General features: G+C 46.3%; 21 protein-coding genes and 3 pseudogenes. 20 read left to right on the forward strand and 4 right to left on the reverse strand.

The window, feature by feature from the left end:
- Positions 1 to 52: 52 nt before the first annotated feature.
- Positions 53 to 1,405 carry a glycoside hydrolase family 30 protein gene (locus ASL11_RS20645; protein WP_056618996.1) on the forward strand — a complete coding sequence of 451 codons (1,353 nt, stop codon included), beginning with the start codon at positions 53 to 55 and terminating at the stop codon, positions 1,403 to 1,405.
- A gap of 172 nt (positions 1,406 to 1,577) precedes the next feature.
- Here ASL11_RS20645 and ASL11_RS38170 read toward each other — a convergent pair whose 3' ends face one another.
- Both ASL11_RS38170 and ASL11_RS38175 read right to left on the reverse strand, forming a co-directional pair.
- Positions 1,578 to 1,862, reverse strand: coding sequence for an EamA family transporter (locus tag ASL11_RS38170; protein WP_056619000.1), 285 nt, complete (start codon positions 1,860 to 1,862; stop codon positions 1,578 to 1,580).
- Positions 1,859 to 1,987 (reverse strand): hypothetical protein, encoded by a 129-nt coding sequence (locus ASL11_RS38175; RefSeq protein WP_442953084.1) that lies wholly within the window; start codon positions 1,985 to 1,987, stop codon positions 1,859 to 1,861. The genes ASL11_RS38170 and ASL11_RS38175 overlap by 4 nt, the downstream gene beginning before the upstream one ends.
- Positions 1,988 to 2,208: 221 nt before the next feature.
- Between ASL11_RS38175 and sigK the strand changes: the two are divergent.
- From sigK to ASL11_RS37550, 3 genes and pseudogenes are all read left to right on the forward strand, one after another.
- A pseudogene (sigK, locus tag ASL11_RS20655) lies at positions 2,209 to 2,675 on the forward strand (RNA polymerase sporulation sigma factor SigK); the annotation flags it as partial.
- Positions 2,676 to 2,753: 78 nt separating this feature from the next.
- Entirely contained in the window at positions 2,754 to 2,933 is a 180-nt protein-coding gene (locus ASL11_RS20660; RefSeq protein ID WP_056619004.1) for a hypothetical protein, read from the forward strand.
- Positions 2,870 to 3,034 (forward strand): annotated as a pseudogene (locus tag ASL11_RS37550) (macrolide ABC transporter ATP-binding protein); the annotation flags it as partial. The gene ASL11_RS20660 and the pseudogene ASL11_RS37550, both read left to right, overlap by 64 nt.
- Before the next feature lie 296 nt (positions 3,035 to 3,330).
- Here ASL11_RS37550 and ASL11_RS20665 read toward each other — a convergent pair.
- Positions 3,331 to 4,422, reverse strand: a complete 1,092-nt coding sequence (locus ASL11_RS20665) for a GntR family transcriptional regulator (RefSeq protein ID WP_056619008.1) — start codon at positions 4,420 to 4,422, stop codon at positions 3,331 to 3,333.
- Positions 4,423 to 4,782: 360 nt separating this feature from the next.
- Here ASL11_RS20665 and ASL11_RS20670 point away from each other — a divergent pair, with 360 nt between their 5' ends.
- The 3 genes from ASL11_RS20670 to araA are packed head-to-tail and all read left to right on the forward strand — an operon-like array spanning position 4,783 to position 8,564.
- Positions 4,783 to 6,399: a xylulokinase gene (locus ASL11_RS20670; protein WP_056619010.1), complete on the forward strand. Its 1,617-nt coding sequence runs from the start codon at positions 4,783 to 4,785 to the stop codon at positions 6,397 to 6,399.
- 2 nt (positions 6,400 to 6,401) lie between these two features.
- A complete protein-coding gene (locus ASL11_RS20675) occupies positions 6,402 to 7,097 on the forward strand; it encodes an L-ribulose-5-phosphate 4-epimerase (RefSeq protein ID WP_056619013.1) in 696 nt (231 codons plus the stop codon).
- Between the two features lie 42 nt (positions 7,098 to 7,139).
- Entirely contained in the window at positions 7,140 to 8,564 is a 1,425-nt protein-coding gene (gene araA / locus ASL11_RS20680; protein ID WP_056619019.1) for an L-arabinose isomerase, read from the forward strand.
- 307 nt (positions 8,565 to 8,871) lie between these two features.
- Here the strand turns inward: araA and ASL11_RS20685 are convergent, their stop codons facing one another.
- Entirely contained in the window at positions 8,872 to 9,798 is a 927-nt protein-coding gene (locus ASL11_RS20685) for an AraC family transcriptional regulator (RefSeq protein WP_056619022.1), read from the reverse strand.
- Positions 9,799 to 9,968: 170 nt separating this feature from the next.
- Between ASL11_RS20685 and ASL11_RS37555 the strand changes: the two are divergent.
- The 13 genes and pseudogenes from ASL11_RS37555 to ASL11_RS20745 form a co-directional block, all read left to right on the forward strand.
- Positions 9,969 to 11,005 (forward strand): annotated as a pseudogene (locus tag ASL11_RS37555) (hypothetical protein); the annotation flags it as partial.
- Between the two features lie 171 nt (positions 11,006 to 11,176).
- On the forward strand, positions 11,177 to 12,445 hold the full coding sequence (locus tag ASL11_RS37560; protein ID WP_442953085.1) for a glycoside hydrolase family 38 C-terminal domain-containing protein: 1,269 nt from the start codon (positions 11,177 to 11,179) through the stop codon (positions 12,443 to 12,445).
- Between the two features lie 286 nt (positions 12,446 to 12,731).
- Entirely contained in the window at positions 12,732 to 13,079 is a 348-nt protein-coding gene (locus ASL11_RS20695; RefSeq protein ID WP_056619026.1) for a hypothetical protein, read from the forward strand.
- Positions 13,080 to 13,322: 243 nt separating this feature from the next.
- Positions 13,323 to 14,432, forward strand: a complete 1,110-nt coding sequence (locus ASL11_RS20700) for an ABC transporter substrate-binding protein (RefSeq protein WP_056619029.1) — start codon at positions 13,323 to 13,325, stop codon at positions 14,430 to 14,432.
- Positions 14,433 to 14,500: 68 nt separating this feature from the next.
- Positions 14,501 to 15,433 (forward strand): nucleoside hydrolase, encoded by a 933-nt coding sequence (locus ASL11_RS20705; RefSeq protein WP_056619032.1) that lies wholly within the window; start codon positions 14,501 to 14,503, stop codon positions 15,431 to 15,433.
- Positions 15,434 to 15,460: 27 nt separating this feature from the next.
- Positions 15,461 to 16,282 carry an ABC transporter permease gene (locus ASL11_RS20710; protein WP_056619035.1) on the forward strand — a complete coding sequence of 274 codons (822 nt, stop codon included), beginning with the start codon at positions 15,461 to 15,463 and terminating at the stop codon, positions 16,280 to 16,282.
- 4 nt (positions 16,283 to 16,286) lie between these two features.
- Complete coding sequence (locus ASL11_RS20715) at positions 16,287 to 17,075, forward strand: ABC transporter permease (protein ID WP_056619038.1); 789 nt, start codon at positions 16,287 to 16,289, stop codon at positions 17,073 to 17,075.
- 15 nt (positions 17,076 to 17,090) lie between these two features.
- A complete protein-coding gene (locus tag ASL11_RS20720) occupies positions 17,091 to 18,152 on the forward strand; it encodes an ABC transporter ATP-binding protein (protein WP_056619042.1) in 1,062 nt (353 codons plus the stop codon).
- A gap of 21 nt (positions 18,153 to 18,173) precedes the next feature.
- Positions 18,174 to 19,883 (forward strand): adenine deaminase C-terminal domain-containing protein, encoded by a 1,710-nt coding sequence (locus ASL11_RS20725; RefSeq protein ID WP_056619045.1) that lies wholly within the window; start codon positions 18,174 to 18,176, stop codon positions 19,881 to 19,883.
- A 409-nt stretch (positions 19,884 to 20,292) separates the two neighbouring features.
- A complete protein-coding gene (locus ASL11_RS20730; protein ID WP_082595633.1) occupies positions 20,293 to 21,258 on the forward strand; it encodes an ABC transporter permease in 966 nt (321 codons plus the stop codon).
- On the forward strand, positions 21,252 to 22,178 hold the full coding sequence (locus tag ASL11_RS20735; RefSeq protein WP_235550525.1) for a carbohydrate ABC transporter permease: 927 nt from the start codon (positions 21,252 to 21,254) through the stop codon (positions 22,176 to 22,178). Before ASL11_RS20730 ends, ASL11_RS20735 begins: the two co-directional genes overlap by 7 nt.
- An 89-nt stretch (positions 22,179 to 22,267) precedes the next feature.
- Positions 22,268 to 23,863, forward strand: coding sequence for an extracellular solute-binding protein (locus ASL11_RS20740; RefSeq protein ID WP_056619048.1), 1,596 nt, complete (start codon positions 22,268 to 22,270; stop codon positions 23,861 to 23,863).
- Between the two features lie 75 nt (positions 23,864 to 23,938).
- A complete protein-coding gene (locus ASL11_RS20745; protein ID WP_056619053.1) occupies positions 23,939 to 26,305 on the forward strand; it encodes a helix-turn-helix domain-containing protein in 2,367 nt (788 codons plus the stop codon).
- The last annotated feature ends 12 nt before the right edge of the window (positions 26,306 to 26,317 follow it).

Raw genomic sequence — 26,317 nt, forward strand, 5'->3', positions numbered from 1 at the left:
GAGCTGGCTGTTGGCCTCTCGTTTTTATGAAACCAATGGAGGTGTCATGGGCATGCGCAATGTACAAGTATGGGAATCAACGATCGATGAGACTAGGAAATTGACTAAAATGGAATCGATTCGATTTCGTGAGGGCATGGAGTTCAACACAGAATATATAATCACAGTAGATGAAACGGTGACTTACCAGCAAATGGACGGGTTCGGCGCTTCGTTCACCGATGCATCGGCATGGCTAGTTGCGAACTTGTTAACAGATGAGCGTAGGGAAGAACTCATGCGTAAACTATTCGACCGAGAGGACGGAATTGGAATATCATTCCTGCGTCAGCCGATGGGAGCTAGTGATTTTGCATGGAAAATCTACAGCTATAACGATGTGTTGCCTGGCGAAACCGACTATGAACTTACACGGTTTAACATCGATCATGATCGGTCGTATATTCTGCCCCTTCTACATCAAGCTCTGAAGCTGAACCCTAAGCTGAAAGTGATGGCTTCGCCTTGGAGCCCGCCTGGCTGGATGAAGACGTCTGACAACATGATCGGCGGGAGGCTGAAACCGGATTGTTATGTTGTGTATGCCGACTATTTCGTGAAATTTCTAGATGCCTATCTAACTGAGGGGATTCCGATCTATGCGGTTACGATGCAAAATGAGCCAGGCTATGAGCCCAAAGAGTATCCGGGGATGATCGTGACCCCTGAGGAAGAAGCTTTGTTTATTAAGCGTTATCTGGGTCCTCGTCTAGCGCATCGACAGCAACCTACCAAAATTATGTGCTACGATCATAACTGGGATGTACCGATGCATCCCGAAGCTATCTACGAAGACGCCGAAGCTAGCCAGTATGTTGCTGGGACAGCGTGGCATGTTTATGGTGGTCGACATGAAGCCATGTCGCAAATTAAGGAGAAATACCCTGACAAGGAAGTGTGGTTTACGGAGGCATCCGGCGGGCAGTGGATTCCTCCGTTTCATGATGCTTTTATGGATCAGATGAAGCATGTCATCCGTACAACAAGGAACTGGTCAAAGTCTGTAATTTGGTGGAATATCGCCTTAGATGAGAAGAATGGACCAACTGTCCTCACACGAAGCACGTGCCGCGGAATTGTGAAAATCGATCAACAGACGGGGGAGCTTACTTATAATCTTGATTATTACACGCTTGGTCATATTAGTAAGTTAGTGCAGCCAGGAGCTTATCGAATTGCTTCACCCACCTATGAAGATGACGTGGAAACGGTAGCCTTTCGAAACGAAGATGGCTCCAAGGTGTTGATCGTGTCGAACCGGACTACGGATACGAAAATGTTGGCTGTTGTGGACAGCGGAAATAGTTTCACATATACGATTGCTGGGGGAGCGGCTGTTACTTTGTTGTGGCGAGAGGATGAGTAATAAGGATGGGAATATACGCTTTTCCTTGATCATCCTTATTAGTCTAATTGCAATCATAGCGATGTTTGGACTGATGAAGGTTGTTTTTGGAACGGCGCAGGCTAGCTTAATTAATTCGGTAAACCTGAGCTTTGTAGAGTGCTAATATTTTCGAACTTTACCCTCTCAGCGGTTAATCCGTGTGTCCTTCTGATTTATTTTTTCTATCTTTTGTCATGAAAATAACCGTTGAAGGAATCAGAGCAAAGCCGATTAAGTCAATAATCTGAAACGTATCGCTCAACCATAACACAGTTAGTACAGTAGCCACTACGGGCTCTATTGAGGCCATGAGGCTACCTTTCGTAGCTCCGATTCGTTTAATACCCTCCAAGAAAAAGATATAAGATAGGATGGTTCCAAATAGGACAATAACACCTAAAGCAGCATATCCGCTGAAATTACTTATACTTTTCAATTCCCAAGGTTAAAGAGGATCAATAAAAGCCCTCCACCCAAAAGCATTCCCCATGCTGTAATGAGTAGGGAATTGAACTTTTTCATTAGTCGTTGTGAAAGGATGCTGTAAACAGCAAAGGCCATAGCAGATAATAATGCCCAAAATAAGGATACTGTTGAAAGGTGTAACGTATGGATATTGCCATGAGTCGCCACAATAAAGATTCCAGAGAATACAAGTATCACCGACAGAATTTCAGATAGAACTGGCAGCTTTCTCGATATTAATAAGGTAAGTAGTATAATAAAAGTGGGACTTGTATAGCTAATAAATGTTGCAGTTGCCGCATTGGAGGTAGCTACCGCTGCAAAGTATTGGAACGATTGGTCTGATCAAGGCGATCGAATCCTTCTCGCCGAATAAGGTGACGAAGCTTGCGACGTTCGCGGCGCGCTGTATCGAGAAGGAAATCTTGATGCATCTGCGTTCACTGAAGAAGACGCGCAAAGATGTATCTTTGCATGACCCGATCGGAACGGATAAAGAGGGGAATGAGATTACGCTCATCGACATCCTCGGCAGCGAGGCGGACGATGTGGTGGATGCGGTACAGCTGAAAATCGAGAAGTCGAAGATATATAAGAACTTAGAGATTTTGGACGACCGCGAGAAGGAAGTTGTTGTCGGTCGGTTTGGTTTGGAGCTTGGCGGTGAAGAGCGGACGCAGCGAGAGATTGCAAAGGAACTGGGGATTTCGCGTTCGTATGTGTCGCGAATTGAGAAGCGGGCGCTGATGAAGCTGTTCATGAATTTTATAAGGCGAAGCGGTAAAAGAATTGAATTCAGTTGAATTGAATCGTATTCTTCATTTATTTGGCATCAAATAATGGGGGATGGGGGGCGAAAACAATGACAGCCTTAATTCAAATTGAGAATGTTAGTAAGTTTTACTATATGGGCGGCGAAACGATTCGGGCGCTGGATGATATTTCGCTAGATATCTCACAGGGCGAATTTGTTGCTATGAGCCAACAGGGGCGCTGGATTCGAAGACGGGTGCGGAGATCATGGATATATTCAGGCGGTTGAATGAGCAGGGTAGGACGATAATATTAATTAAGCATGATCGGCAGGTTGCAGAGCAGGCGAAGCGGGTTGTGAGGTTTCGAGATGGGCGGTTGGTTCATTAAAAATAATAAAGGTTAGTTACCCTACGAGAAATCGTAGGGTTTTATGAGTTTACATTAGTAGTTAATTAGAAATATGAAGTTGATGTTCACTAACGGATTGAGAGAGAAACGGTATTAGTGACTGGATACTAAGTGATCAAGGAGTTAGTGACGACTACTACTATAATTAAAAATAATAAATAAAGCAGGTGAGATAATGGAAATTTATATAAGCCATCCTGAAAAGGATGGCCTATATAAATTGCCGTTATAGACAGTGTGGAGAACCTTTTCACAAGTAATTACACAATCCATGACTATTCCACTTCGATCACTTTTACAGTTTCACCCTCAATTAATACGGGCTGGTAGTAGGTGTTGGTAGGCAAGTCTTTTTTGCCTTGTAAATTCTTTATGACCCAGTCTGCTGCGTCACGTCCCATTTGTTCTTGAGGGTGGGTTAGTGTAGTTAGTTTGATATTCGCGTTTTTGGCGATATAGGAATTGTCCTGGCCAATGATGGATAGCTCATCTGGAATGGAGATACCCAGTATTCTGCAAACATTTACGACTTCTAACCCTACCTCGTCGTTATAACAGACAAGTGCAGTCAAGTCATCTCGGTTATCGTTCAAATAAATTTCTAAGTTAGCGGACAAGTTAGACTTCGTCGCCGTATCGAAAGAAAGCACATGCTCTTGCTGGAACCGTAATTTAGCTTCCCCAAGGGCCTTAATAAATCCTTTCAGTCTGAACTTGCCTTGCAAATCATCCATTTTCGCGATGATGCCGATATGAGTATGCCCTTTGGAAATCAGCTCTCGAGTTGCTAGATAACTGGACTGTACGTCATCCAGACAGAAGAAGGGAACTTCCAATTCTTCATAATAGGCATTAATCATCGTGAAAGGAACATCCTGCTCCTTAAAAGACAGGTAGTAAGCGATATTGGGGTTGTAAACATTGCTTCTGGTAGGTTCTATAATCAGTCCATCCACGCCATAGGAAAGCATCATTTCTAACGCCTTTTTTTCCTGCGAGATATCGTTATTTGTACTGGCTAACAGCAAGGAATAGTTATCTTCATTTAATCGGCTTTCAATACCGCGAATAATGGAGGGGAAAATGTAATCCGAGATATAGGTCGTGATAACGCCAATTGTTCTATTCATGGTTTTGCCACTCGTTCTGGACCGGTATTGGGTGCTGACGTAAGTGCCGGATCCTTTCTCGCTTCTTAGGAAACCCTCGTTCGATAAATCCAGAATAGCCTTCCTAATCGTCTGTCGGCTAACATTATACTCCTCCTGCAAAGCGAATTCCGAAGGGATTTTCTCTCCTGCTTTGTACGTTCCCGACAGGATATAGCTTTTGAGATCATCTAAGATGATTTGGTACTTTGGCTTCATGAAATCCACTTCTTTCATCATTTTTCATTAAGATGTACGTACACATTCTAACATAAATTGCTTGGAATGCAAATGAAGTCATTATTATTTATAACCTTATTGGTACAACTTCTATACTAAGAATTAGGAATAAGCAGTGGAGAGGTTGAAGGGAGTGGAATTGTAGATTATGTCAGTATAACTAATAGATTTTATTGACAAATGTACGTACAGAAAATATACTGAGATTATCAATTTAAGTAAGCGCCTTCTTACAATCGACATCTTCCGTTTGTTTCATCGAGTATCCCGTTCGATCGGAATTTGCAATTATAGGAACCAATATCGTTTGGGTTTAACAGAAAGGGGACATTTGTGCTAATGAAGCAGTTAGACTTGAAAGAAGCTATTACCAAGGGTGAAACCTCGCTAGGTATTGAATTCGGATCTACGCGGATTAAAGCGGTGTTAATCGATCGACGTTTCGAGACCATCGCATCGGGAAGCTATGAGTGGGAAAATCAGTTGAAAGACGGATATTGGACATACAACCAGGAAGATATTCTTAAAGGGCTCCAAGTCGCTTATCGTGAAATGAAACAGGAAGTGGAAAGGAATTACGGGGCAACCCTCAAGACCGTGGCTTCGATCGGGTTTTCCGCAATGATGCACGGTTATATGGCATTTGACAGCGAGGGTGAGCTGCTAGTGCCGTTCCGGACTTGGCGCAACGCAACAACTAGCGCAGCAGCTAGAAAATTAACGGACTTTTTCCAATTTAATATACCTGAGCGATGGAGTATCGCTCATTTATACCAAGCAATGTTAAATCAAGAGGCACATGTGCCTAGCATTGATTACGTAACGACGCTTGCTGGATACATACACTGGCTACTGACAGGCAATAAAGCGATAGGGATTGGAGATGCTTCTGGCATCTTTCCTATTGATGAAGCAAGCCGTAATTACCATCCATCGATGGTTAAGCAATTCAATGAGCTTATCGCAACCAACGGCTATACATGGAAGCTTGAGGATATTCTTCCTAAGGTATATCTCTCCGGTGACCAAGCGGGTGAACTAACGGAGTTGGGAGCCGGCATTCTAGACCCGGACGGGGATCTACAGCCAGGGATTCTACTATGTCCTCCAGAGGGTGATGCCGGCACGGGTATGGTTGCGACGAATAGCATCAGGAAGCGTACGGGTAACATTTCCGTCGGCACTTCCGTTTTTGCGATGATTGTACTGGAGAAAGAATTATCCAAGGTTTATCCGGAGATCGATATGGTCACGACGCCGAACGGGAGTCCGGTCGGCATGGTACATGCCAACAACTGTTCCAGCGATCTCAATGCCTGGATGGGATTGTTCCGAGAATTCTCTGAAGCCATGGGATACGGCGCAGATGCAGACAAATTATTTAGCGTGCTGTTGAATAAGGCATTGCAAGCCGACCCAGACGGCGGAGGTTTGCTTAGCTACGGTTATCTCTCGGGCGAGAATATTACGGGAATCGACAAAGGTCGGCCGTTGTTCGTTCGATCACCTGAAAGCAACTTTAATCTGGCTAATTTCATGCGAACGCACTTATTCACTGCTTTCGGAGCATTGAAGCTTGGAATGGACATTTTGACCGAAAGTGAACAAGTTGCTATTGATAGCATTTTGGCTCATGGCGGCCTATTTAAGACTCCTATCGTCGGGCAAAAAATTTTAGCGGGTGCACTGAACGTACCGATCTCGGTTATGTCCACGGCAGGCGAAGGCGGAGCATGGGGCATGGCGCTTCTTGCTTCATATATGATCAACAAGGATCAAGAAGAGAGCTTGGATGGTTTCCTCGAGCAGAAGGTCTTTAAAGACGTCGAAGGACAGGAGATTGCTCCGGATGCAACGGATGTAAAAGGGTTCCAAGCATTCATCAAACGATATCAAGCAGGGTTGGCCATCGAACAGGCCGCAGTAGACCACCTGATAGAGAATGGGAGGGAGTAACATTGTTAGATCAACTGAAGGAAGAAGTATATCAAGCGAATCTGGATTTGCCGAAGCATGGACTCGTAAAATTTACTTGGGGCAATGCGAGCGCCATCGATCGAGCAAGCGGCCTATTCGTAATCAAACCGAGCGGAGTCAGCTATGAAAAGATGAAACCGAGCGACATGGTTGTTGTGGATCTCGACGGTAATGTGGTCGAGGGCGAGATGAGACCCTCCTCCGATACCGCGACTCACGCCGTGTTGTACAAACACTATCGGCAAATCGGCGGTATCGTACATACCCATTCAACCTGGGCAACCATTTGGGCGCAAGCGGGACTGGATGTACCCGTTATGGGAACGACGCATGCGGATACCTTCTATGGCGCCGTGCCATGCGCACGTTTCTTGAATCAAGCGGAGATTGACCGAGGGTACGAAGCGGAGACAGGCCGTGTCATCATCGAAACGTTCGAGGAGCGAGGACTGGATGTCATGGCAATACCTGGCGTCCTGCTTCAGGGACACGCGCCATTCACTTGGGGGAAAGACGTGAAATCGGCAGTCGTGAACAGCGTCGTGCTGGAGGAAGTTTGCAAGATGAATTTATACGCACGGCAATTAAATCATTTTGCAAAAGAACTACCTCAAGGCATTCTGGATAAACACTATCTTCGGAAACACGGGAAAGATGCCTACTACGGGCAGAAGTAATAGCCTGACTCATGATTAATTATAGAAAAGAGGATGATTTAGATGTCAACAACAGCAGCTAAACAGTTTTGGTTCGTGGTAGGTTCGCAGCATCTGTATGGGGAAGAAGCGTTGGCAGAAGTAAAAGCTCACGCACAGACAATGACTGATGCCTTGAATAATAGCGGTGTGCTCCCATACCCGCTTGTCTTGCAGGAGCTGGCAGTAACCGCTGATAAAATTACAAGCCTCATGAAAGAGGTCAATTATCGCGATGAAGTGGCTGGTGTCATCACATGGATGCATACCTTCTCGCCTGCAAAAATGTGGATTCGCGGTACAAAAATGCTGCAAAAGCCTCTGCTTCACTTGGCAACACAGTTCAATGAAAGCATTCCTTGGGCTACGATTGACATGGACTTCATGAACCTGAATCAAGCCGCTCACGGTGATCGCGAATACGGCTTCATTAATGCCCGCCTGAAGAAACAAAATAAAATAGTTGTAGGCTACTGGGGACGTCCGGAAGTGAAGCAGCAGATTGCGGATTGGATGGACGTTGCGGTTGCTTATAATGAAAGCTTCAATATCAAAGTTGCTCGTTTTGGCGACAACATGCGTAATGTTGGTGTAACGGAAGGGGACAAAGTCGAAGCCCAAATTCAATTCGGATGGACCGTGGACTACTACGGCATCGGAGACCTGGTACAATATGTGAATGCCGTTACAGAGCAAGAAATTGATGATCTTCTGGGCCAGTATGCGGAACTTTACGAATTCGATTTCGGCACGAACAGTAAAGAAGCGTGGGAAGCGAGCGTCAGAATTCAAGCGAGCTATGAAATTGCTATCAAGCGTTTCTTGGATGAGAAAGATTATAATGCTTTCACTACGAACTTCGAAGATTTGCATGGAATGAAACAGCTTCCTGGTCTTGCTGTTCAACGTCTGATGGCGCAGGGCTACGGTTTTGCCGGCGAGGGCGACTGGAAGACGGCGGCGCTTGCTCGCTTGCTGAAAGTGATGAGCCACAATCAAAATACAGGCTTCATGGAGGACTACACTTACGAGATGGCAGCTGGTCAGGAAGCGATCCTGCAATCCCATATGCTCGAAGTAGATCCTACCTTTGCTAGCAACAAGCCTAAAATCATTGTTTCCCCACTTGGAATCGGCGGTAAAGAAGATCCGGCGCGTCTGGTGTTCGATGGCAAAGCCGGAGAAGGCGTCGTCGTATCCATGGTGGACTTCGGCACTCATTATAAATTGCTAATCAACGAAGTTTCCGCTTTCGAGCCGAAGGAACCGGCTCCTAAGCTTCCCGTAGCTCGTGTGCTTTGGAGCGTGAAGCCGAACTTCCAGGATGGGGTGAGAGCCTGGATAGAGAATGGCGGCGGCCACCATACCGTTGCTTCCTTGAACTTAACGACAGATCAAATCGTAACCTACGCCAAGCTGGTTAACTTGGAATACGTCGTTATTAAGTAAACAATTAAGCAGAATGTTTGTTCAATATAACAGCAGTCTTGGACTTTATGTTTCGTCCAATGCTGCTGTTTTGTTGTAAATTTGGCTTAGTCTAATAGGTGGCTATACTTCATTTTCATTCGAGATAAGTGAGTGGGTTCAGGATTTACGTTGCTTCTTGTACACAACCTCTAAAAATTTGATTTGAGACATTTTATAAGATAGCCGCGATATTCCCTAAAGGTTATAATTGCTGACTTGAAAGTCCGGGCCCTTAATGCGGATAAGCGGACAGTGAAATAACCATATTCATATTCATAAAAAAAGCCTAACGAGTTTGGCCTTTTTCTTTTCCTATATCTCTATATTCTTTCGGGCTCATCCCGTAATTCTTTTTAAATAAACGACTATAATACGATAAACTTGATAGCCCTGTTATATACGCAATTTCTTGTATTGGCTGGTCCGTGCATCGTAGCAATTCTAGCGAGCGTTCCAAACGAATCTGACTCATACGATCCATGATGGTATGACCGCTTAATTTTTTGTATTTTCGGGCCAAATGACCGTAGCTCATATGAAGGGATGCAGCTAGTCGATGAACATCTACTTCGTAGGTTTGATCATCGTTTAAATAAATTTCAACCTTACGGAGCAAAGCGTGATCAGAATTGGTGTCGGTTTCAATCCACCGCTTTCTTTCCGGCGACAACTCTGTTATAGAAAAAATGACTTGCACAATTTGCAGCAAAACAGCAATGGATGAGCCGTTCAACTTAGCATTTTCAAAGCACTTCATAAGAAGCTGACCTAGTCCAAACTCATCAGTGTAAACGCCAGGTTTCCAACTTGATAGGACGTTGAGTTGTTCGTATGTTGAGACCGTATTCGCTAGTTTATCCTCCGTGCTACTATCCACCTTCCACCTTAAACATACGCCCTTATGTGGATCATTGGGTTCATAGGTATGAGCATGTTCCATACCCGGAGGAATGAGGAAAAACTCACCTGCGTGAATATCCAACATCGATGCGCCGAAGCTTGTTTGCATATGTCCCTCAAACACATAATTGAGCTCATACCACGTGTGGAGGTGCGGTGGGCACTGAGCGAATCCCGCAGGTACTTCTAGTAAAAGATCAATGATTTCAACGGCAGCATCATTGAGCCTTAGGTTTCCACTAAGCATAGTTTGATAAGGTTGGACGCCGAGAAAAAGTATTTCATGCGGATGACGTGGGTTCAATAGACTCATTAAGATCACCTTTACGAAAAGTTAGGATGCATGTTCTTAGTATAGCACAGCCTTCTTTGCATGTTATTTTTGTTCAAAAACGTGTGATTCCAGTGAATATACGTTGGGGGTAGATTTTGAGAAAATGGTAGGAGATGACATCGATTCATGATCAAAGAGGAGAGATAAACATGCGAAAGCTTCATTTATTAAGCAATGCGCATTTGGACCCCGTATGGCAATGGGAGTGGGAAGAAGGGGCTGCAGCTGCGGTATCAACTTTTCGGGCTGCTGCCGCTTTTTGTGAAGAATATGAGGGGTACGTATTCAACCATAATGAAGCGTTGCTATATAAATGGATTGAGGAGTACGAGCCTTCTTTATTCCGTAAAATACAGGGGTTGGTACAAGCAGGTAAGTGGCACATCATGGGTGGTATTTACAACCTGATTGTAACATGCCTTCCGGAGAGTCGATAGTGAGGCAGATTTTGCTTGGGCGGACTTTTTTCAAAGACAAATTTGGTGCGAGTTCAACCACAGCTATCAATTTTGATTCCTTCGGGCACTCGAGAGGTCTTGTACAGCTCATTCGAAAAGCAGGATTCGATTCCTATTTATTCATGCGCCCTGAGGATCGTGTTGCGGGCCCAGCACAAGAGTTCGTCTGGGTCGGGTTCGATGGCTCTGAAGTACTTGCCCATCAAATTCAAGACGGTTATAACACGCTGCTTGGTCAAGCACATATTAAGGTGGAAGAGAGAATTAATAAGCAAACAACTCAGGAATTTGAGCTTGTGCTTTGGGGCGTCGGCAATCACGGTGGTGGACCTTCACGCCTAGATCTAAACCGAATAGGCGCCTTAATTGAGTCAACGAAAGGTAATGTAGAGGTCTTACATTCAACACCAGAGGCTTACTTTGCAGATCTCTCTAAGAAAGGGGATGCTCTGCCCCGCCATGAACGAGATTTGAATCCACGCTTTGTTGGTTGCTACACCTCTATGATCCGAATTAAACAAAAGCATCGTCATCTGGAGAATGAGCTGTACCAAACGGAAAAAATGTTATCATCTGCTGCTTTGCAAGGATATCTTCGCTATCCCAAAGAAGAGCTTAATGAGGCGTTCCATGATCTGATGGTGGCTGAATTCCATGACATTTTGCCTGGAACCTCAATTCAACCTGCAGAAGAAGCTTCCCTTCGTCTGATGGATCATGGTTTGGAAATTGCATCAAGGCTGAAAGCTCGAGCATTCTTCGCCTTATCGAGCGGGCAACGGGCAGCAGGAGAAGGGGAGTATCCGATACTCGTCTACAACCCGCATCCTTATCCCGTTCGGGGAGTGTTTGAATGTGAATTTATGCTTGCGGATCAGAACTGGCAGGATCAATTCTCGATGCCTGTCGTATATCAAGATGGCATGCGTATTCCATCACAAGCGGAGAAGGAACATAGCAATCTAAATTTGGACTGGCGAAAAAGGGTTGTGTTCGAAGCTCAATTATTGCCTTCCACCATGAACCGATTCGATTGTCGGATTGAATTACTGCCTTCGAAGCCTACACCGCAGGTGGTGCTCGAAGGCGGTGATATTCATTTCCGAACACCGTCACTAAACATAGTTATTAATACGCAAACAGGGTTGATGGATCAGTACATCGTTAAGGGTATCCCTTATCTCAAAGAGGGAGCTTTCCAACCTTTGGCCATTACTGATAACGGCGATCCTTGGCGGATGGACACCGATGGGTTTGAGAACGTGAAGGGGGCATTTCGTCTGATGTCACCCGAAGAGGGAACGGCATTCTCGGGTATCACAGAAGGAACTCTGCCTTCTGTTAGGGTAATTGAAGACGGTGAAGTACGTACCGTAATTGAATCGCTGTTGATGTATGGTCATTCCGCGGTCGTTATCACGTATAAGCTACCCAAAAATGGGACGGAGATAGAGATCCATGAGCGTGTATTTTGGCAAGAGAAGGACACGATGCTGAAACTCGCCATTCCAACCGTACTTGATGAGGGCATATATGCAGGACAGACGATCTTTGGAGTGCAGTCTCTTGAAACGGATGGAACGGAAGTTGTTGCACAAAAATGGACAGCTCTCATGTCCGAAACTGACAACGTCGCTATTACTCTGATCAATGATGGGATCTATGGATCGGATTGTTCAAATGGCGTAATAAGACCCTCCTTATTACGAGGGGCGGCTTACACCGCTCATCCAATTCTTGACCGACCTTTGATGCCAAATGATCGTTTTTCTCCACGAATCGATCAAGGTGAACGAATGTTCAGATTCTGGTTGAATGCCGGCCCCAAATCGGAAAGACTCAGATGCATTGACCGCGAGGCGCTTCAATGGAATGAAAAACCGTATGCACTTTCGTTCTTCCCCCATGGGGAAGGGCAGATACCTGCTACAGCGGTCCAACTTGATGATGATGTGATCCAAATGACGGCTTTCAAGCGAGCCGAACAAGGAGAAGATACATATATCTTGCGATTATTCGAGCCAACTGGGCTAGCGAGATCAACTGTGGTTAGGATTCCGAGTATGGACTTGGAAATACGCCTTGAGTTTAATGGTTTTGAAGTGAAGACATGTAAGCTTGATAAGCGAATGAGAACAATAATTGAATATGAGTTAATGGAAGAATAAACCTAGAGTAGCGGCAGTATAGAGCCGTTGATTCTATGGGGAAAACAACATTGTGGAGCGCAAGATTGCCGATTCATAAAGAAAATCACAAAATCAGATCGTTAATTCTTACAAAGCATGAGAGATATTTCGGGAAATTGGCATATTTCTAAGTGATGTACTCTTTATTATTAGTCAAAATAGATAAAAAGGCGAACGATTTGCTTGATTAATTCAGTAATCCTATGTATTATTAAGATAGATTTGAAAGCATAAAAGCCAATAATCGTTCTTGAAGGTGATTTCAATGTCCCAATCAGATTCTAATGAGTACAAGAAGAAGCTGTGTCACCTATATAACGAGATTTCTAAAGAATTGTTCGGCTTTGGAACCACTTTACTGAAGGTATCGTTGGATCAGAACATCATTACTTTTCATGCAAAACATCGTCGTTCCCCCCGTTCTACCGCGCTTGAAGGCGAGGCGCCGACTTTGAAACACGAAGTGGATTTCTATATGTCTTCGATTTATAAGAAAAGAATCCGCGAGAAGTTGGAACAAGAGATGGGATTATCGATGGATGCGGTATTAAGAGATTATGATCCGCCAACGCAATGGGCAATTACGAACATCATTCTTAAACAAACTGAATAGCTTAGACCACGGTGTTTCACTTTTGATCTATCTTAAGTGGAAACCGCATGTATATCCGTAGATGTCTCTTTACATTGTTTACGATGAAAAGTGCTCTTGATTAGAAGATTTCTTCTATCAAGGGCACTTTTCTGTTTATTATTGCTTTTGCGCATAGATATGAAGTCAAGGGTAGCATACTAGTAAAAATTGACAAGGGTTTGACGCTTCAAAATATAGATATACAAACTTGGGAGGTTATTCATGATGAAAAAAAGAATGCTTCATAGCCTTATTTCGCTGTCCGTGGTGGGACTAGCTCTCACAGGATGCGGCGCAGCTCCGTCCAAAGATCAGGGGACTGCAAGTGCAAGTCCAGCTTCAACGGCACCGACGGCAACAGCCAAAGGAGCGCCTACCGAATTAGTCATTTCTACATGGGGCTTCTCGGATGACTTCTTCAAGAAAGAAGTATATGCGCCGTTTGAGAAAGAGCATAACGTCAAGATCGTTCTGGAGATTGGCAACAACTCGGAGCGTCTGAACAAAGTGAAGCAAGGCAGCAGTTCCAAAGTGGATCTTATCTATTTATCCGATTACTATGCACAGCAAGGTATTGAAGCTGGACTCTTTGAAAAGATTGATCGCAACCGTATTCCGAATTTGAAAGACATCTACGATTTGGCAAAGGCTCCGCTTGGTGAAGACTATGGTCCTGCCTATACGATTGGTCGGTTGGGAATCGCCTATAATCCGAAGGCGACAAGTAAAGAAATCAAGTCGTGGAGCGACTTATGGAGTCCTGAGCTTGCGAAGAAACTGACATTGCCAAGCATCACGTCGACAACAGGTCCAATGATCCTTGATGCGGCATCGGTCGTTGCAGGCAACACAACGTTCAATGCGGATCAAGCATTCGCCAAGGTGAAAGAACTAAATAAAGGCGTCGTCAAATACTACGGCCAAACTTCCGAATTCGTGAACATGTTCGCGCAAGGGGAAATTGCCGCTGGGCCAATCATGGAAATGTATGTAAAGGATTTGAAAACGGCTGTACCGGAAACCAAGTTTGTTTCCCCGACTGAAGGGGCATACGCTGTCATGAATACGGTTAACGTGATCAAAGGAAGTAAAAATAAGCAGTTGGCTGAAGATTTTATCAACTGGCATTTGAGCAAAGAAGTCCAAGAAAAATCAGCAAAGTCCAAAATCGATTCACCTGTGAATACGACACTTCAGCTCTCGGCTGATGAAGCGCAAGGTATTACTTATGGAACAGAAGTCGTAAGCAAGCTTCGCAAATTGGACATGAAATTCGTGAATCAAAACCTAAAAGGTTGGATTGACCGCTGGAATAAAGAGGTCACTCAATAGTTGAAATTGAACAAGGGTATATGATTGTGAATATACCCTTGTCTGTATGAAATGGAAGGGGGTTTATCATGACAAAGAAGGTCATCCTTGATGTTGATACAGGCGTAGACGATGCGCTGGGCATTTTGCTGGCTGTTGGCAGCGGGGAAATGGAAGTGCTAGGTATCACTACGGTGAACGGCAATGTGTCACTTGACCAAGCGACCCTGAATACCTGCAAAGTCTTACAGCTGCTGGGAATGGAGCAGCAGATTCCAGTCATTAAAGGAGCGAATAAGCCTCTGCTGCGCACGACTTATTTTGAACATCGCGTTCACGGCAAGGACGGACTTGGCGGAGCTTTAAGCGATATGCAGGTTCACATGTACGCGGCTGAGGGACATGCAGTCGATTTCATCATTGAGCAAGTGAAGCAGCACACAGGTGAAGTCACGCTTATTATGACCGCGCCGCTGACGAATCTGGCCATGGCTGTTATGAAATATCCGGACTTGGTTCATCATGTCAGCGAAGTAGTTGTAATGGGCGGCGTTGTCCAAGGTTTCGGGAATGTGACGCCGACAGCGGAGTATAACATGTACGTCGATCCAGAAGCAGCGAAGATCGTGCTGCATGCGGGATTCCCGGCCATAACGCTCGTAGGCTTGGATGTGACCCGGAAGGCGCTGCTGACAGAAGAACATATCCGCTCGCTCGGAGATACGCCGATTGGCCGATATGTCAAGGAAAGCACAGCAGATTACATGCAACGTTATCAAGAGCGCAACGGTGTGCGGGCTTGCGCCCTTCACGACCCGCTCGCAGTCGGGGTGGCGCTGAATAAAGAGCTGGTTACCACTCGCCATTATTACGTAGATGTAGAAACCCGAAGTGAGCTGTGCGACGGGCAAACGGTCTGTGATTTCCAGAACCGATTAGCCAAGCCTGCTAATGTCCATGTGTGTATGGAAGTTTCCGCCGACGCCTTTCTCGACCAATTTATCCGCGCACTGCGCGCCTAGCGAACCCAGGAACAGGAGTAAAGCTACATGAAAAAAACGTATTTATATTTACTATTGCTGCCGGGATTACTGTTCCTGATGGTTTTCATGGTGGTTCCGATCCTTCTTACGATAGGTTCAACCTTTTTCAATAAAGGCAGCTTCACATTAGCTGGTTACTGGAGCTTCTTCAAGGATCCCTATTTTCTGAAAATTTTATGGACGACCCTGCGTGTTAGTGTGGTCACAACCTTGCTATGCATCGTGGTGGGCTTCCCGGTTGCCTATTTCATCTCCAAGCAAAGCCCAAGGCAGAAGGCGATTCTGCTTGCCTTAGCGATTTTTCCGCTGCTCACCAGCTCTGTTGTCAGGTCGTTCAGTTGGATGATTATTTTGGGCAAAAAGGGGCTACTGAATAATGCGTTGATCGCTATTGGCTTGATCAAGGAGCCGCTCGATATCTTGTACACGCCTGCTGCGATGATGATCGGTCTGGTCCATTTATTCCTGCCGCTCATTATAATTACCTTGGTCGGTGTTCTTGAGAATATAGATCCGGATCTGCTGAAAGCGGCGGAAAGCTTGGGAGCGGGTCGCTTCAAAGCTTTCGTCAAAGTCATCGTGCCGCTTAGCGTACCCGGATTAATCATAGGAAGTATTCTAGTCTTCGTGGGCAGTCTGACGGCCTATACGACACCGGCTTTGCTCGGAGGCAAGCAGCGGGTTATCTCCACATTCCTATATCAGAACGCGATTACGCTGAATGATTGGTATCTCGCCTCCGTTATTGCGGTAATTATGATTGTGATTACTTTTGTGGTCATCGCGCTGATGAACAAACTGGCTGTTAAATTAAATCCGAAGGGGTAGAAATATGCGGGAGAAGAACCGAGGGCTGGCCGTATTTACGCTTCTTGTCTATCTATTTTTGCTCGGGCCGCTCGTCATCATTGCATTTGCATCTTTTGAGCCAGGGAGTATCTTGAAATTCCCACCGACAGGCTTCTCTTTAAAATGGTACCGTAACATCCTGGACGTCAAGATGTTCATGTCGACGTTCAGCACTTCCATCATCGTATCGCTGCTGGGTAATTTATTTGCGCTGTTGCTGGGGATTCCTGCCGCTTACGCATTAAGCCGATTTACGTTCAAAGGGAAGGAAGCGCTCAATGCGATCTTCATTTCCCCTGTGCTAATTCCTGGTATTGTGCTTGGTTTTACGATGCTCAAGTACCTGATCGTAGTGTACCACCTACCGATATATGCGGCGCTGCTGGTTGGACATACAGTCATCATGCTGCCTTTTATCATTCGAGTAATTGCTTCAAGCTTATCGAATTTCGATTTTGCGATTGAAGAAGCCGCGTTAAGCTTGGGCAGCAGCCACTTGAAGACTTTCTTTAAAGTCGTACTGCCAAATATCAAATCTGGGATTATTGCGGCAATTTTGATTGCATTCTTGGAATCTTTTAATAATGTGGACATTTCAGTCTTTATGACGGGGCCTGGGGTCAGTACACTGCCTATTCAGATGCTGACTTATGTGGAGAATCATTTTGATCCGACAATTGCTGCTATTTCTGTACTGCTGATGCTGTTCACAGCTGTACTTATGTTCATCATTGAACGGTTGATGGGTTTATCCTATTTCACCAAACGATAACGGAGGCTTGTAATCATGGCATTGCTATCACTGGAAAAAATTTCGGTTGCCTATGACCAGCACTATATTCTGCAGGATTTTAACCTAAGTGTTGAAAAAGGAAGCTTGATCTCGCTGCTTGGTCCTAGCGGATGCGGGAAAACGACAACCTTGCGGCTTATAGCAGGATTCATCGAGGCGAAATCAGGCACTTTCTCTTTGAATGGAAAAGATTATACGCGTGTTCCTGTGAATAAACGCAATTTTGGCTTCGTTTTCCAGAGCTATGCGTTATTCCCTCATTTGTCGATTTACGATAATGTGGCTTTCGGCCTGCGCTTGCGCAAAGTGAGTGGGGCGGAGCTGGATCGCCGCGTGCGTCACATTCTCGATGTCGTCAGCTTATCCGGCTTCGAGAAGCGTTACCCTAAAGAGCTGTCGGGCGGTCAAAGACAGCGCGTCGCGATTGCGAGGGCGCTCGTCATCGAGCCGGAACTACTGCTCTTCGACGAGCCGCTGAGCAATTTGGATGCGAATCTGCGCGTCAACATGCGGGTGGAGATCCGCCGTATCCAGCAAGAGCTAGGTATTACGACGGTATATGTATCGCATGATCAGGAAGAGTGCTTCTCGATCTCCGATAAAGTAGCGATCATGAATAAAGGGATTATCGAGCAGTTAGGCGCCCCGGCGACGATATTCAAATATCCGAAGACGGAGTTCGTGGCGCGGTTTATCGGGTTTACGAATTTTATCACCTTCGAGTCACGATTTGATAGCAGTGAAGAGATTGCCCTCAAGGTGAAAGATTATATGTTCGCTGTAACCAAGCATGCGAGTAAAGGCGAACAGCTAGGCAAGCAAGGAGCTATTCGTCCGGACGATGTCGTGATGGGCACCCTAGATGAGCTGGAGGCAGGGGCCAATCGCGTGAGCGGCCGCGTCAAGGTTAGCACGTTCCTCGGGCGAAGCTATCAGTATGTGATTGAAACGGAACTTGGTTCCTTCACCGTGAATAAAGAGATGGAGCTTCCTTACGCGAATGGGCAAGAGGTTCGGCTTCATTTTCCAGGTGAGAAATTAGTAATCGTTGAGTAGTGGACTTGGAGGTGAAGACAGATGCGCATTGATGTACTGATTGAAAATGTTCATATTTATAACAGTTATTTTAAAACATTTATCCATGGCAATGCAGCCATACTGGACGGTAAATTTTTATATATTGGGAAAAGAGGATCGGAAAGTTTCGAAGCCTCGGAACGTTTGGACGGAAACGGCCGTTACATGATTCCAGGTCTTATCGATATCCATTTGCATATTGAAAGCACGATGGTGACACCGGAGACGTTCTCCTACGGACTCATCCGTAATGGGGTCACAACCATTGTGCCCGAACCTCACGAGATTGCCAACGTCTTCGGACTGGATGGAGTCAAGCAGTTTATGAAAGCAAGTCAGGATACTGTCGCGGACATGTTCTATGCGATCCCGAGCTCGGTTCCAGCGACATCCATGGAAACGACAGGCGGCGAGATTCATATCGCCGATTTGGACGAGCTGTTACGTACGGAACGGATCATCTGTCTGGGTGAAATCATGAATTTCGTTGATGTTATTACAGACCCCGATTGCAAAACAAATCAAATCATCAACCATGTCCGTGCCAACTATCCGCATCTCATTATTGAAGGGCATGTGCCTAAGCTGTTGGATTTGGACCTGCACAGGATGATTTACAGCGGGGTCGATTCGGATCATACGCATCAGTCGATTGAGGGCATGGAAGCCCGGATCGCTGCGGGCATGTTCATCGAAATTCAAGAGAAATCAATGACGGATGAAGTTATGGCTTATTTAATCCATCATGATGTATCCGAGCATTATTGTTTCGTTACCGATGATGTGATGGCTGACTCTTTCCAGCGCCGCGGGCACTTGAATCATATTGTGCGCAAAGCAATCGGCATGGGTATGAAGCCCGAGCAGGCCATTTATGCTAGCACACTCTCTCCAGCCAAGCGGATGCGGATGTATGACCGCGGGGTAATCGCCCCTGGCAAGATAGGCGATTTCCTGCTGCTTTCCAATCTAGAACAGCTAACGATTGAGCAGGTTTTCAAGGCGGGGCGTAAAGTTTACGATGTGGACAAGGCTTATATACCAATCATCAAGCCTCCGGCTTTTCCTGCGCATTATTATCAGAGCGTGCAGATGGCGCCTTTAAAGGAAGCGGATTTTGTTGTCAGTATAGAAGAAGCTGACGCTGTTTATACGTGCCGCAAGATGATGGTGAAGGATGGTTCTACATTCACAGAAGAACAGCATGCTCAGGTTGAAGTTCGGCAAGGGAAGCTGCTATGGCAGGAAAGCGGCAGCGCACTCATTGCTACGTTCGAACGCTACGGGAAGAATGGCAATCGCGCCTACGGATTGATTGGCGGCGATACGATCAAGCGGGGAGCCATCGCGACGACGTACTCCCACGACAATCATAACTTGCTCGTTGTCGGGCACAATCCCGGCGATATGCAGCTTGCCGCTAACGAAGTGATTAACAATCAAGGCGGTTTCAGCGTCGTGGAAGACGGCAAAGTGATCGCGAACCTCAGGCTGCCAGTGGGCGGCATCTTAACGGAAGAGCCGCTGGAGCAGGTAGCCATGGAAGTTGAACAGCTCCGCAAAGCTATGGAATCGCTGGGCTACAAGCATTATAATCCCATCATGTCCATCAGTACGCACTCCCTACCGGTAAGTCCGGCTTTGAAAATTACGGACTTCGGTTTAATCGATGTCAATCAGGGCAAGGTAGTCCCACTTATTATTCAATAACGCAAATGATCAAGGAAAATAAAAATCGTTAGTGGATGTTTACTTTTGTGAACATTCACTTTTTTAATTTCTACGGGGTTATTTAATTAGTATTGAATTTATATCGTGTGGTAATGTCTTCTAGTCGATGATTGCAACGGATTTTTCTTATCTTCATTAAGTTGCAAAAAATTCGACAACACAGTAATCCATGAGAAATCGATGCCCGCAAAGCCGTTTTTCCCAGCCCGTGCGCCCAGCGCCCGGGCTTTTATCATGAAAAGAATAGGAGCGCAAAAATTGTGTAGCCCTCAAAGCATGAGAAGCGGGGAACCTCAAAAAGTGAGACTTTCTATATAAAACTACGGTTGGTATGGTGGGTTCAAGCCGAATCACAACAGGCTAACAACAGAAAGGAAGGTGACCATACATGATTTCACAACCAATCGTCAAAGCCGGAATCAGTGGAAGCGCTGAAGGGAAAGCTTCACGAAGATCGTTATGGAAGGATCTGAAGCGCAGGCCGTTTCTGTATTTGCTGCTTGTCCCCGTTATCGTTTACTTCATTGTATTTAAGTACTTCCCCTTATACGGGGAAATCATTGCATTTAAGGAGTTTCGGCTAGCTGACGGCATTTGGGGCAGCAAATGGGTGGGATTGGAGCAGTTCAATCGGTTGCTGCACAGCAGTGATTTGTTCAAGATTGTTCGCAACACGCTCCTATTAAATCTATACGGACTGTGCATTGGCTTCCCAGTGCCGATCGTGCTCGCCATCATGCTTAACGAGGTGCGAGTGGAGTGGTATAAGCGAGTTGTGCAGAATCTCCTGTATTTACCTCATTTTTTATCGTGGATTATTCTTGGTACGATCGTCATCGGATTACTTTCCCCTGGCAGTGGTTTTATCAATTATATCCTGAAGGCGTTCGGGATTGAGCCGATCTATTTCATGGGAAACACCTTTTGGTGGCCCCTTGTCTATGTGTTTTCCGGCATATGGCGGGATGCAGGTTTCAGTACCATTCTTTATTTGGCGGCCATGTCGAGTATTGATCCGCATCTGTATGAAGCAGCACGTATAGACGGCGGCGGCAAGTTGCGACAAATATGGCATGTGACGCTTCCTGGTATCCGAAGCACAATTGCACTCATGCTTGTTCTGCAAATGGGCCGTATGTTCGACGTTGGCTTCGAGCACGTCTGGGTGCTGACTAATCCAATGGTGACCAGCGTTTCCGACGTGATGAGTACTTACATTTACAGACTCGGCCTCATCAACCTGCAATATAGCTACACAACCGCGATTGGATTGGTTCAATCCCTCGTCGGCTTGGTACTCGTGCTATCTGTGAACCGCATCATTCGGTCGATGGGAGAGCGTGCGTTATGGTAGCAAAGGATGCGGCTAGTGGCAAATTCAATTATCGAAAGGAGGGGCTGCGGATGGCCGTTTGGAAAGAGCGCGTGCCCCGCTTAATACTCTATCTCTTCTTAGCAATATGCACGTTCTCGACGTTATTTCCGTTTCTGAATGTACTGGCTGTTTCCCTTAGCTCGGGCGAAGCCATACGTGCCGGTAATGTTTCGATATGGCCACGACAGTTTACATGGGATGCCTATCGCAATTTGATCGATGACGGGCAGCTATTCGTAGCGATGAAAAACACGGTAGTGATGACCGTTGTCGGCACCACGCTGAACATGCTGGTTACGATCATGGCAGCTTATCCGTTGTCCAAAATGGATTTGCGCGGACGAGGAGCAGTCCTTGGCATGATAATCTTTACAATGCTTTTCAGTGGAGGGCTAATCCCTCAGTTTCTACTCATCAAAAGCTTGGGACTAATGAATACGTATTGGTCGCTTTGGCTGCCTGGCCTTCTCAGTACGTACAATTTCTTCGTCCTCAAAACCTTCTTCGAAGGTTTGCCGAGTGAGCTTGAAGAGTCGGCATCCATCGATGGGGCGAAGGACTGGGTCGTGCTTGTGCGTATCGTTCTTCCGCTGGCACTTCCTGTTATCGCAGCATTGACTCTTTTCTACGCGGTGGGATGGTGGAATGCTTATTACAACGTACTTATCTTTATTAAAAGCTCAACGGAAATGTCTCTGATGGTGAAGCTCTATCAGATGATTGACAACCTCGATCCAGCACTATTGATCGGGGACTCGACAGACGGGAACAATGCGCTGCCGCCGGAAGGTGTGCGTGCGGGAGCCGCTATGCTGGCTTCGCTGCCGATTCTGATCATTTATCCGTTTCTGCAAAAATATTTTGTGAAAGGCGTTTTAATGGGCTCTGTTAAAGGCTAGCTTGTTTAACGTCAAACGTCAGTTATTGGTTCCGTTCATAATGGCGCTAGCGCCTTGTGATATAATTATTCCATGTGGGAGGTCATCGTATGAAGAGAACAAAAAGATGGGTGTTAGGTTCAACGATTTTGGCAATGACGCTGGGAGCGGCTTTAACCGGCTGTGCGAAAACCGAGGAAGGAGCGAGCGGCAGTCCAGCTCCGTCAGCATCAGGTAAGGTGGAAGACAAATACGATAAGTTACCGAAGGCCGTTAGTGTTACGATGTATGACCGCGGTGCCGTAGCAGCAGAAGAGGGCTCCTACGAACAGAATCGCTGGACCAAGTGGATTCAGGAACAATCGGGCGTCCAGGTCAAATATGTGCCGGTTCCCCGCAACCAGGCGCAGGATAAGCTGAATACGCTGATTGCTTCCGGCGAAGCACCGGATCTGATCTGGGATTTTGACCGTAATTATATCGGTACGCTCGTCACACAAGGCGTCATTCAGCCTATTGATGATTACATAGAGAAATACAGCACGGTACTGAAGAAGTATATTAACGAGAATCCTGATTTGAAGCCGTTGATGACGTTCGATGGCAAAATATACGGGATAACGACAAAACGGCCGCTGAACAACTTGGCTAACGCTGGCATGTGGATTAGGCAGGATTGGCTGGACAAGGTTGGCATGAAGGCTCCAACGACAGAGGAAGAGTTTTTTGCAGTGACGAAAGCCTTCAAGGAGAAAGGTTTATCCGGGAATACGAACGCACCTGTCGTTTCCATGTATGTTTGGCCTAATGTGATCTCCGGCCTGTATGCGACGCATAGCACGCAATGGTATCTCGAAGGGGGCAAAATGACCAATGCCAGATTCGTGGATCGCAACGTTGGAGCTATTTCATTCGAAAGAAAGCTGTATGAGAATGGGTATATCGATAAGGAGTACTTGACGGATAAGAACAGTCAGAAGATGATGACGGACTGGGCGCAAGGAAAGTCGGGCATCTTGATCGGCACTGTTGGCAACGGTATTGACAGCTACATGAAGGATTTGATGAAGAACGTTCCCGATGCGAATCCGGTCCCGCTGGCTGCTTTTTCAACAAAGTACGGGAAATTTGGCGTATACCAGGAAACTGATGCTAACATTTTCGTAGCTTTCAATAAGGATATGAAAAATCCGAAAGCAGCGATTCAATATCTCGACTGGTTGCTCGATAAAGGCTGGTACGCACTGAAAAACGGTGTGGAGAACACGCATTACAAATTGGTAAGCGGCGTCCCACAGGTGATAGACGCGGACAAATTTAAGAAAGAAGTCGCCTACGCAAGCGAGTATGCGATTGTAAAAGACGATGCCAAGACGTTCAAGCCGGAGGATTTGATTATAAAAGCCGCTCAGGATCCGCTTTCGCAGCGTTGGGCGAAATTGAATGTTCAAGCAATTACTACAGCGCTTAGCGTGCCGTTCCGACGTGATATGCCTTATGTGCCGAGTCTGCCGGAAATCAATAATGTGTTTGCGAGCATTGGGCCTAAGCTGGATGAGATCCGCACGAGAGCAATCATCAAAGGTGACATTACGCCAGAGCAGGCGCTTGATATGATGCGTAAAGAGTACAAGAGCGCTGGCGGAGACAAGACAGATCAAGGCGCGCAAGAATGGTACGAAAAGAATAAAAAGAATTTCAAATAACTCGATGTGGGAATAAATGGGGCTTTTAAGGTCCCGTTATTTCCCCGATTATCGATAATTCAAGGGGGCAGAGACATGTTCTGGCGACAAAAGAGAAGCCGTTCGAAGCGGGCAATGTCGATGATTTTGCTTTTTTTGAGCCTATGCATTGTTTCGACAGCAGGCCTGTCATATTTCATCACGACCGATCATCTTCAGGCAGAAGTCGAGCAAACGAACATGTCGCTGCTCCACGAGGTAAACGGTAAACTGCTGTTGGTGCTGAAGGCGATCGACTCGGAGGCGATGCAATTTTTGCGCAGCCGTGATATGAGGACGTTTATGGAGGACGATGCTGCTGACCAGCAGGACACGATCAATATCAACAACCGAATCGGCGATATGTTGCTGAGCAATGACACCATTTTTTCAATAGATCTGTATTCCTATGCGAAGAAGCGTTGGTCGCAAACGAACCCGTTTCAGACGCCGGAGCCAGGCCCCGATTATCAATGGATTAGTGCGTTCGAACGTTACAAAGGCTTTTATCAGTGGATAGGCACACGAAAGCTGTCCATCGATGAGTCTGGTAAGATTCGGCACAACGTCATGACGCTCATTCGCTCCTATCCGCTTACACATGGGGAAGGATACAGGAAAGGAGCGGTTGCTTTCAATGTCGATGAGCGTTCCATTTATAATTTGATTAAAAATGCGATTGATCCTTCTCTCGGCTATTTATTTCTGGCTGATGCGGAAGGAACGATTCTCAGTCATGCAGATAAATCGTTGATCGGCACGCAAACAGGCGAATTGCTTTGGTCGAAACAAATGAACGAGCGGGATGAAGGGCAGTTCCGTTCGAAAATAAACGGGATCAACAGAACCATCTTTTATATGAAGAGTCCGTATACGGGCTGGGAAATCATTAGTGTCGTGTCCGATTCTGAGCTCAGCAAGCCGCTGGTCCAGGTGCGAAATACCTTATTTGGAATTTCGATCATTCTTCTGCTTCTAGCAAGCGGCATGGCGGTGGTATTAAACAGCTGGATGTTCCGGCCGGTGAATCGGGTCCTCTCGAATGTGACGAAACAACTTCAAGCGTATGGCGGATATGAAAGAAAAAGTGAGCATATGGCAGACGACGAATTCAGCAGCATCGAAGTATCCTTATCGTACATTTTGGCAGACAGCAATCGCATGTACAGGCAAATGAGGGAAACACAACCGGTTATCAAATGGCGACTTGTGATGGATGCGCTGATCGGCGCGCGCAAAAATCCGGGCGAGCTGTTGCCTAGTCTTGCAGCGATCGGATTTCCGCTGCATGCGATGCAATATATCGTGATGGCAGCCGAGTTCGATGGAAAATCGGGGATTGCGACTCCGCAGGATCTTCATTTATATAGCTACGCGCTCTGCAATGTGGCGGAGGAGATCATCAACACCGAGTACCGAGGGATCGCCATTGAAGCGCGGGATGGCATGGTCGTTATCGTGCTCAGCTTTGACGATGGGGACGGGGAAGCGAATCTACTGCGTGCGCTGGCGGTTTCTGAGTTGATCAAGAGCTATGTGGAAGAACAATTCAAACAGACGATTTCAATTGGACTAGGCCGCATGACGCAAGATTTGGGCGCGCTTCAGCATTCGTATCACGACGCGATGTCGGCACTGTCGTACAAAATGATTCTCGGCGGCAACACGATTATCTCCAGCGAAGATATTCGCGAGCCCGCGAGCGGGGAGTTTATGCGCTTGCTTGGCATGGCGGATGGGATCGTTGACTCGCTGCGGCTGACAGATAGCGAGAAGATGACGAAGCAGACGGACCGTTGGTTCGGTGAGATGGCTGGCAGCGGCGCTGCCCCGGATATGATTCGGCAGCTTGTTGTGCATTTTATGATGAAGGCAGCCAAAGCCGTAGGCGAGATCGATCCGGCACTGCTCGAGGAGGCGCCTTCACATCGGCTATTCGATCTGCTGAGTCAGTACGAAAGTATCCATGAGTTGTCGGAATACGTCATCGAGCAGCTTGGCCAATATGCAGAGCTAATTGAGGAGAGACGAAGCAATCGAGAGCGAAACGACGTTGTCGAGCGCATGACCGCTTTTATTGACGCGCACTATATGCACAGCGATTTATCATTGAATTATTTGGCAAGCGAATTCAAGCTGAGCGCGTCGCATGTTAGTCGTATTTTCAAGGAGCAAACGGAAAGGAATTTCATCGATTATCTAATGGATATTCGTATGAGGAAGGCAAAGGAACTGCTAGTTGGTACCGATATGTTGATCCGTGATGTATCGGGGGCGGTCGGCTACTCGAACGTCAACAGCTTCGTACGGATTTTCAAGAAAAGTACTGGCTTTATCCCGGGTGAATATCGGGAGCGGGAGCAAGCGTCCCTAAGAGAAGCCGATGGTGCTGATGATACCGACGAAGCTGACGAAGCCGAATAAGAATGCAACAGG

This window comes from Paenibacillus sp. Soil750, from assembly GCF_001428045.1.
In the GTDB taxonomy this organism is placed as follows: Bacteria; Bacillota; Bacilli; order Paenibacillales; family NBRC-103111; genus Paenibacillus_E; species Paenibacillus_E allorhizoplanae.

Bases quoted from the DNA above. Each gene is read 5' to 3' on its own strand.
- ASL11_RS37560 (WP_442953085.1), top strand. From the start codon at position 11,177: ATGCCTGTCGTATATCAAGATGGCATGCGTATTCCATCACAAGCGGAG.
- ASL11_RS20715 (WP_056619038.1), top strand. From the start codon at position 16,287: ATGCGGGAGAAGAACCGAGGGCTGGCCGTATTTACGCTTCTTGTCTAT.
- ASL11_RS20705 (WP_056619032.1), top strand. From the start codon at position 14,501: ATGACAAAGAAGGTCATCCTTGATGTTGATACAGGCGTAGACGATGCG.
- ASL11_RS20645 (WP_056618996.1), top strand. From the start codon at position 53: ATGCGCAATGTACAAGTATGGGAATCAACGATCGATGAGACTAGGAAA.
- ASL11_RS38175 (WP_442953084.1), bottom strand. From the start codon at position 1,987: ATGGCCTTTGCTGTTTACAGCATCCTTTCACAACGACTAATGAAAAAG.
- ASL11_RS20710 (WP_056619035.1), top strand. From the start codon at position 15,461: ATGAAAAAAACGTATTTATATTTACTATTGCTGCCGGGATTACTGTTC.
- ASL11_RS20685 (WP_056619022.1), bottom strand. From the start codon at position 9,798: ATGAGTCTATTGAACCCACGTCATCCGCATGAAATACTTTTTCTCGGC.
- araA (WP_056619019.1), top strand. From the start codon at position 7,140: ATGTCAACAACAGCAGCTAAACAGTTTTGGTTCGTGGTAGGTTCGCAG.
- ASL11_RS20735 (WP_235550525.1), top strand. From the start codon at position 21,252: ATGGTAGCAAAGGATGCGGCTAGTGGCAAATTCAATTATCGAAAGGAG.
- ASL11_RS20720 (WP_056619042.1), top strand. From the start codon at position 17,091: ATGGCATTGCTATCACTGGAAAAAATTTCGGTTGCCTATGACCAGCAC.
- ASL11_RS20700 (WP_056619029.1), top strand. From the start codon at position 13,323: ATGATGAAAAAAAGAATGCTTCATAGCCTTATTTCGCTGTCCGTGGTG.
- ASL11_RS20670 (WP_056619010.1), top strand. From the start codon at position 4,783: ATGAAGCAGTTAGACTTGAAAGAAGCTATTACCAAGGGTGAAACCTCG.
- ASL11_RS20665 (WP_056619008.1), bottom strand. From the start codon at position 4,422: ATGAAGCCAAAGTACCAAATCATCTTAGATGATCTCAAAAGCTATATC.
- ASL11_RS20745 (WP_056619053.1), top strand. From the start codon at position 23,939: ATGTTCTGGCGACAAAAGAGAAGCCGTTCGAAGCGGGCAATGTCGATG.
- ASL11_RS20730 (WP_082595633.1), top strand. From the start codon at position 20,293: ATGATTTCACAACCAATCGTCAAAGCCGGAATCAGTGGAAGCGCTGAA.
- ASL11_RS20695 (WP_056619026.1), top strand. From the start codon at position 12,732: ATGTCCCAATCAGATTCTAATGAGTACAAGAAGAAGCTGTGTCACCTA.
- ASL11_RS20725 (WP_056619045.1), top strand. From the start codon at position 18,174: ATGCGCATTGATGTACTGATTGAAAATGTTCATATTTATAACAGTTAT.
- ASL11_RS20660 (WP_056619004.1), top strand. From the start codon at position 2,754: ATGACAGCCTTAATTCAAATTGAGAATGTTAGTAAGTTTTACTATATG.
- ASL11_RS20740 (WP_056619048.1), top strand. From the start codon at position 22,268: ATGAAGAGAACAAAAAGATGGGTGTTAGGTTCAACGATTTTGGCAATG.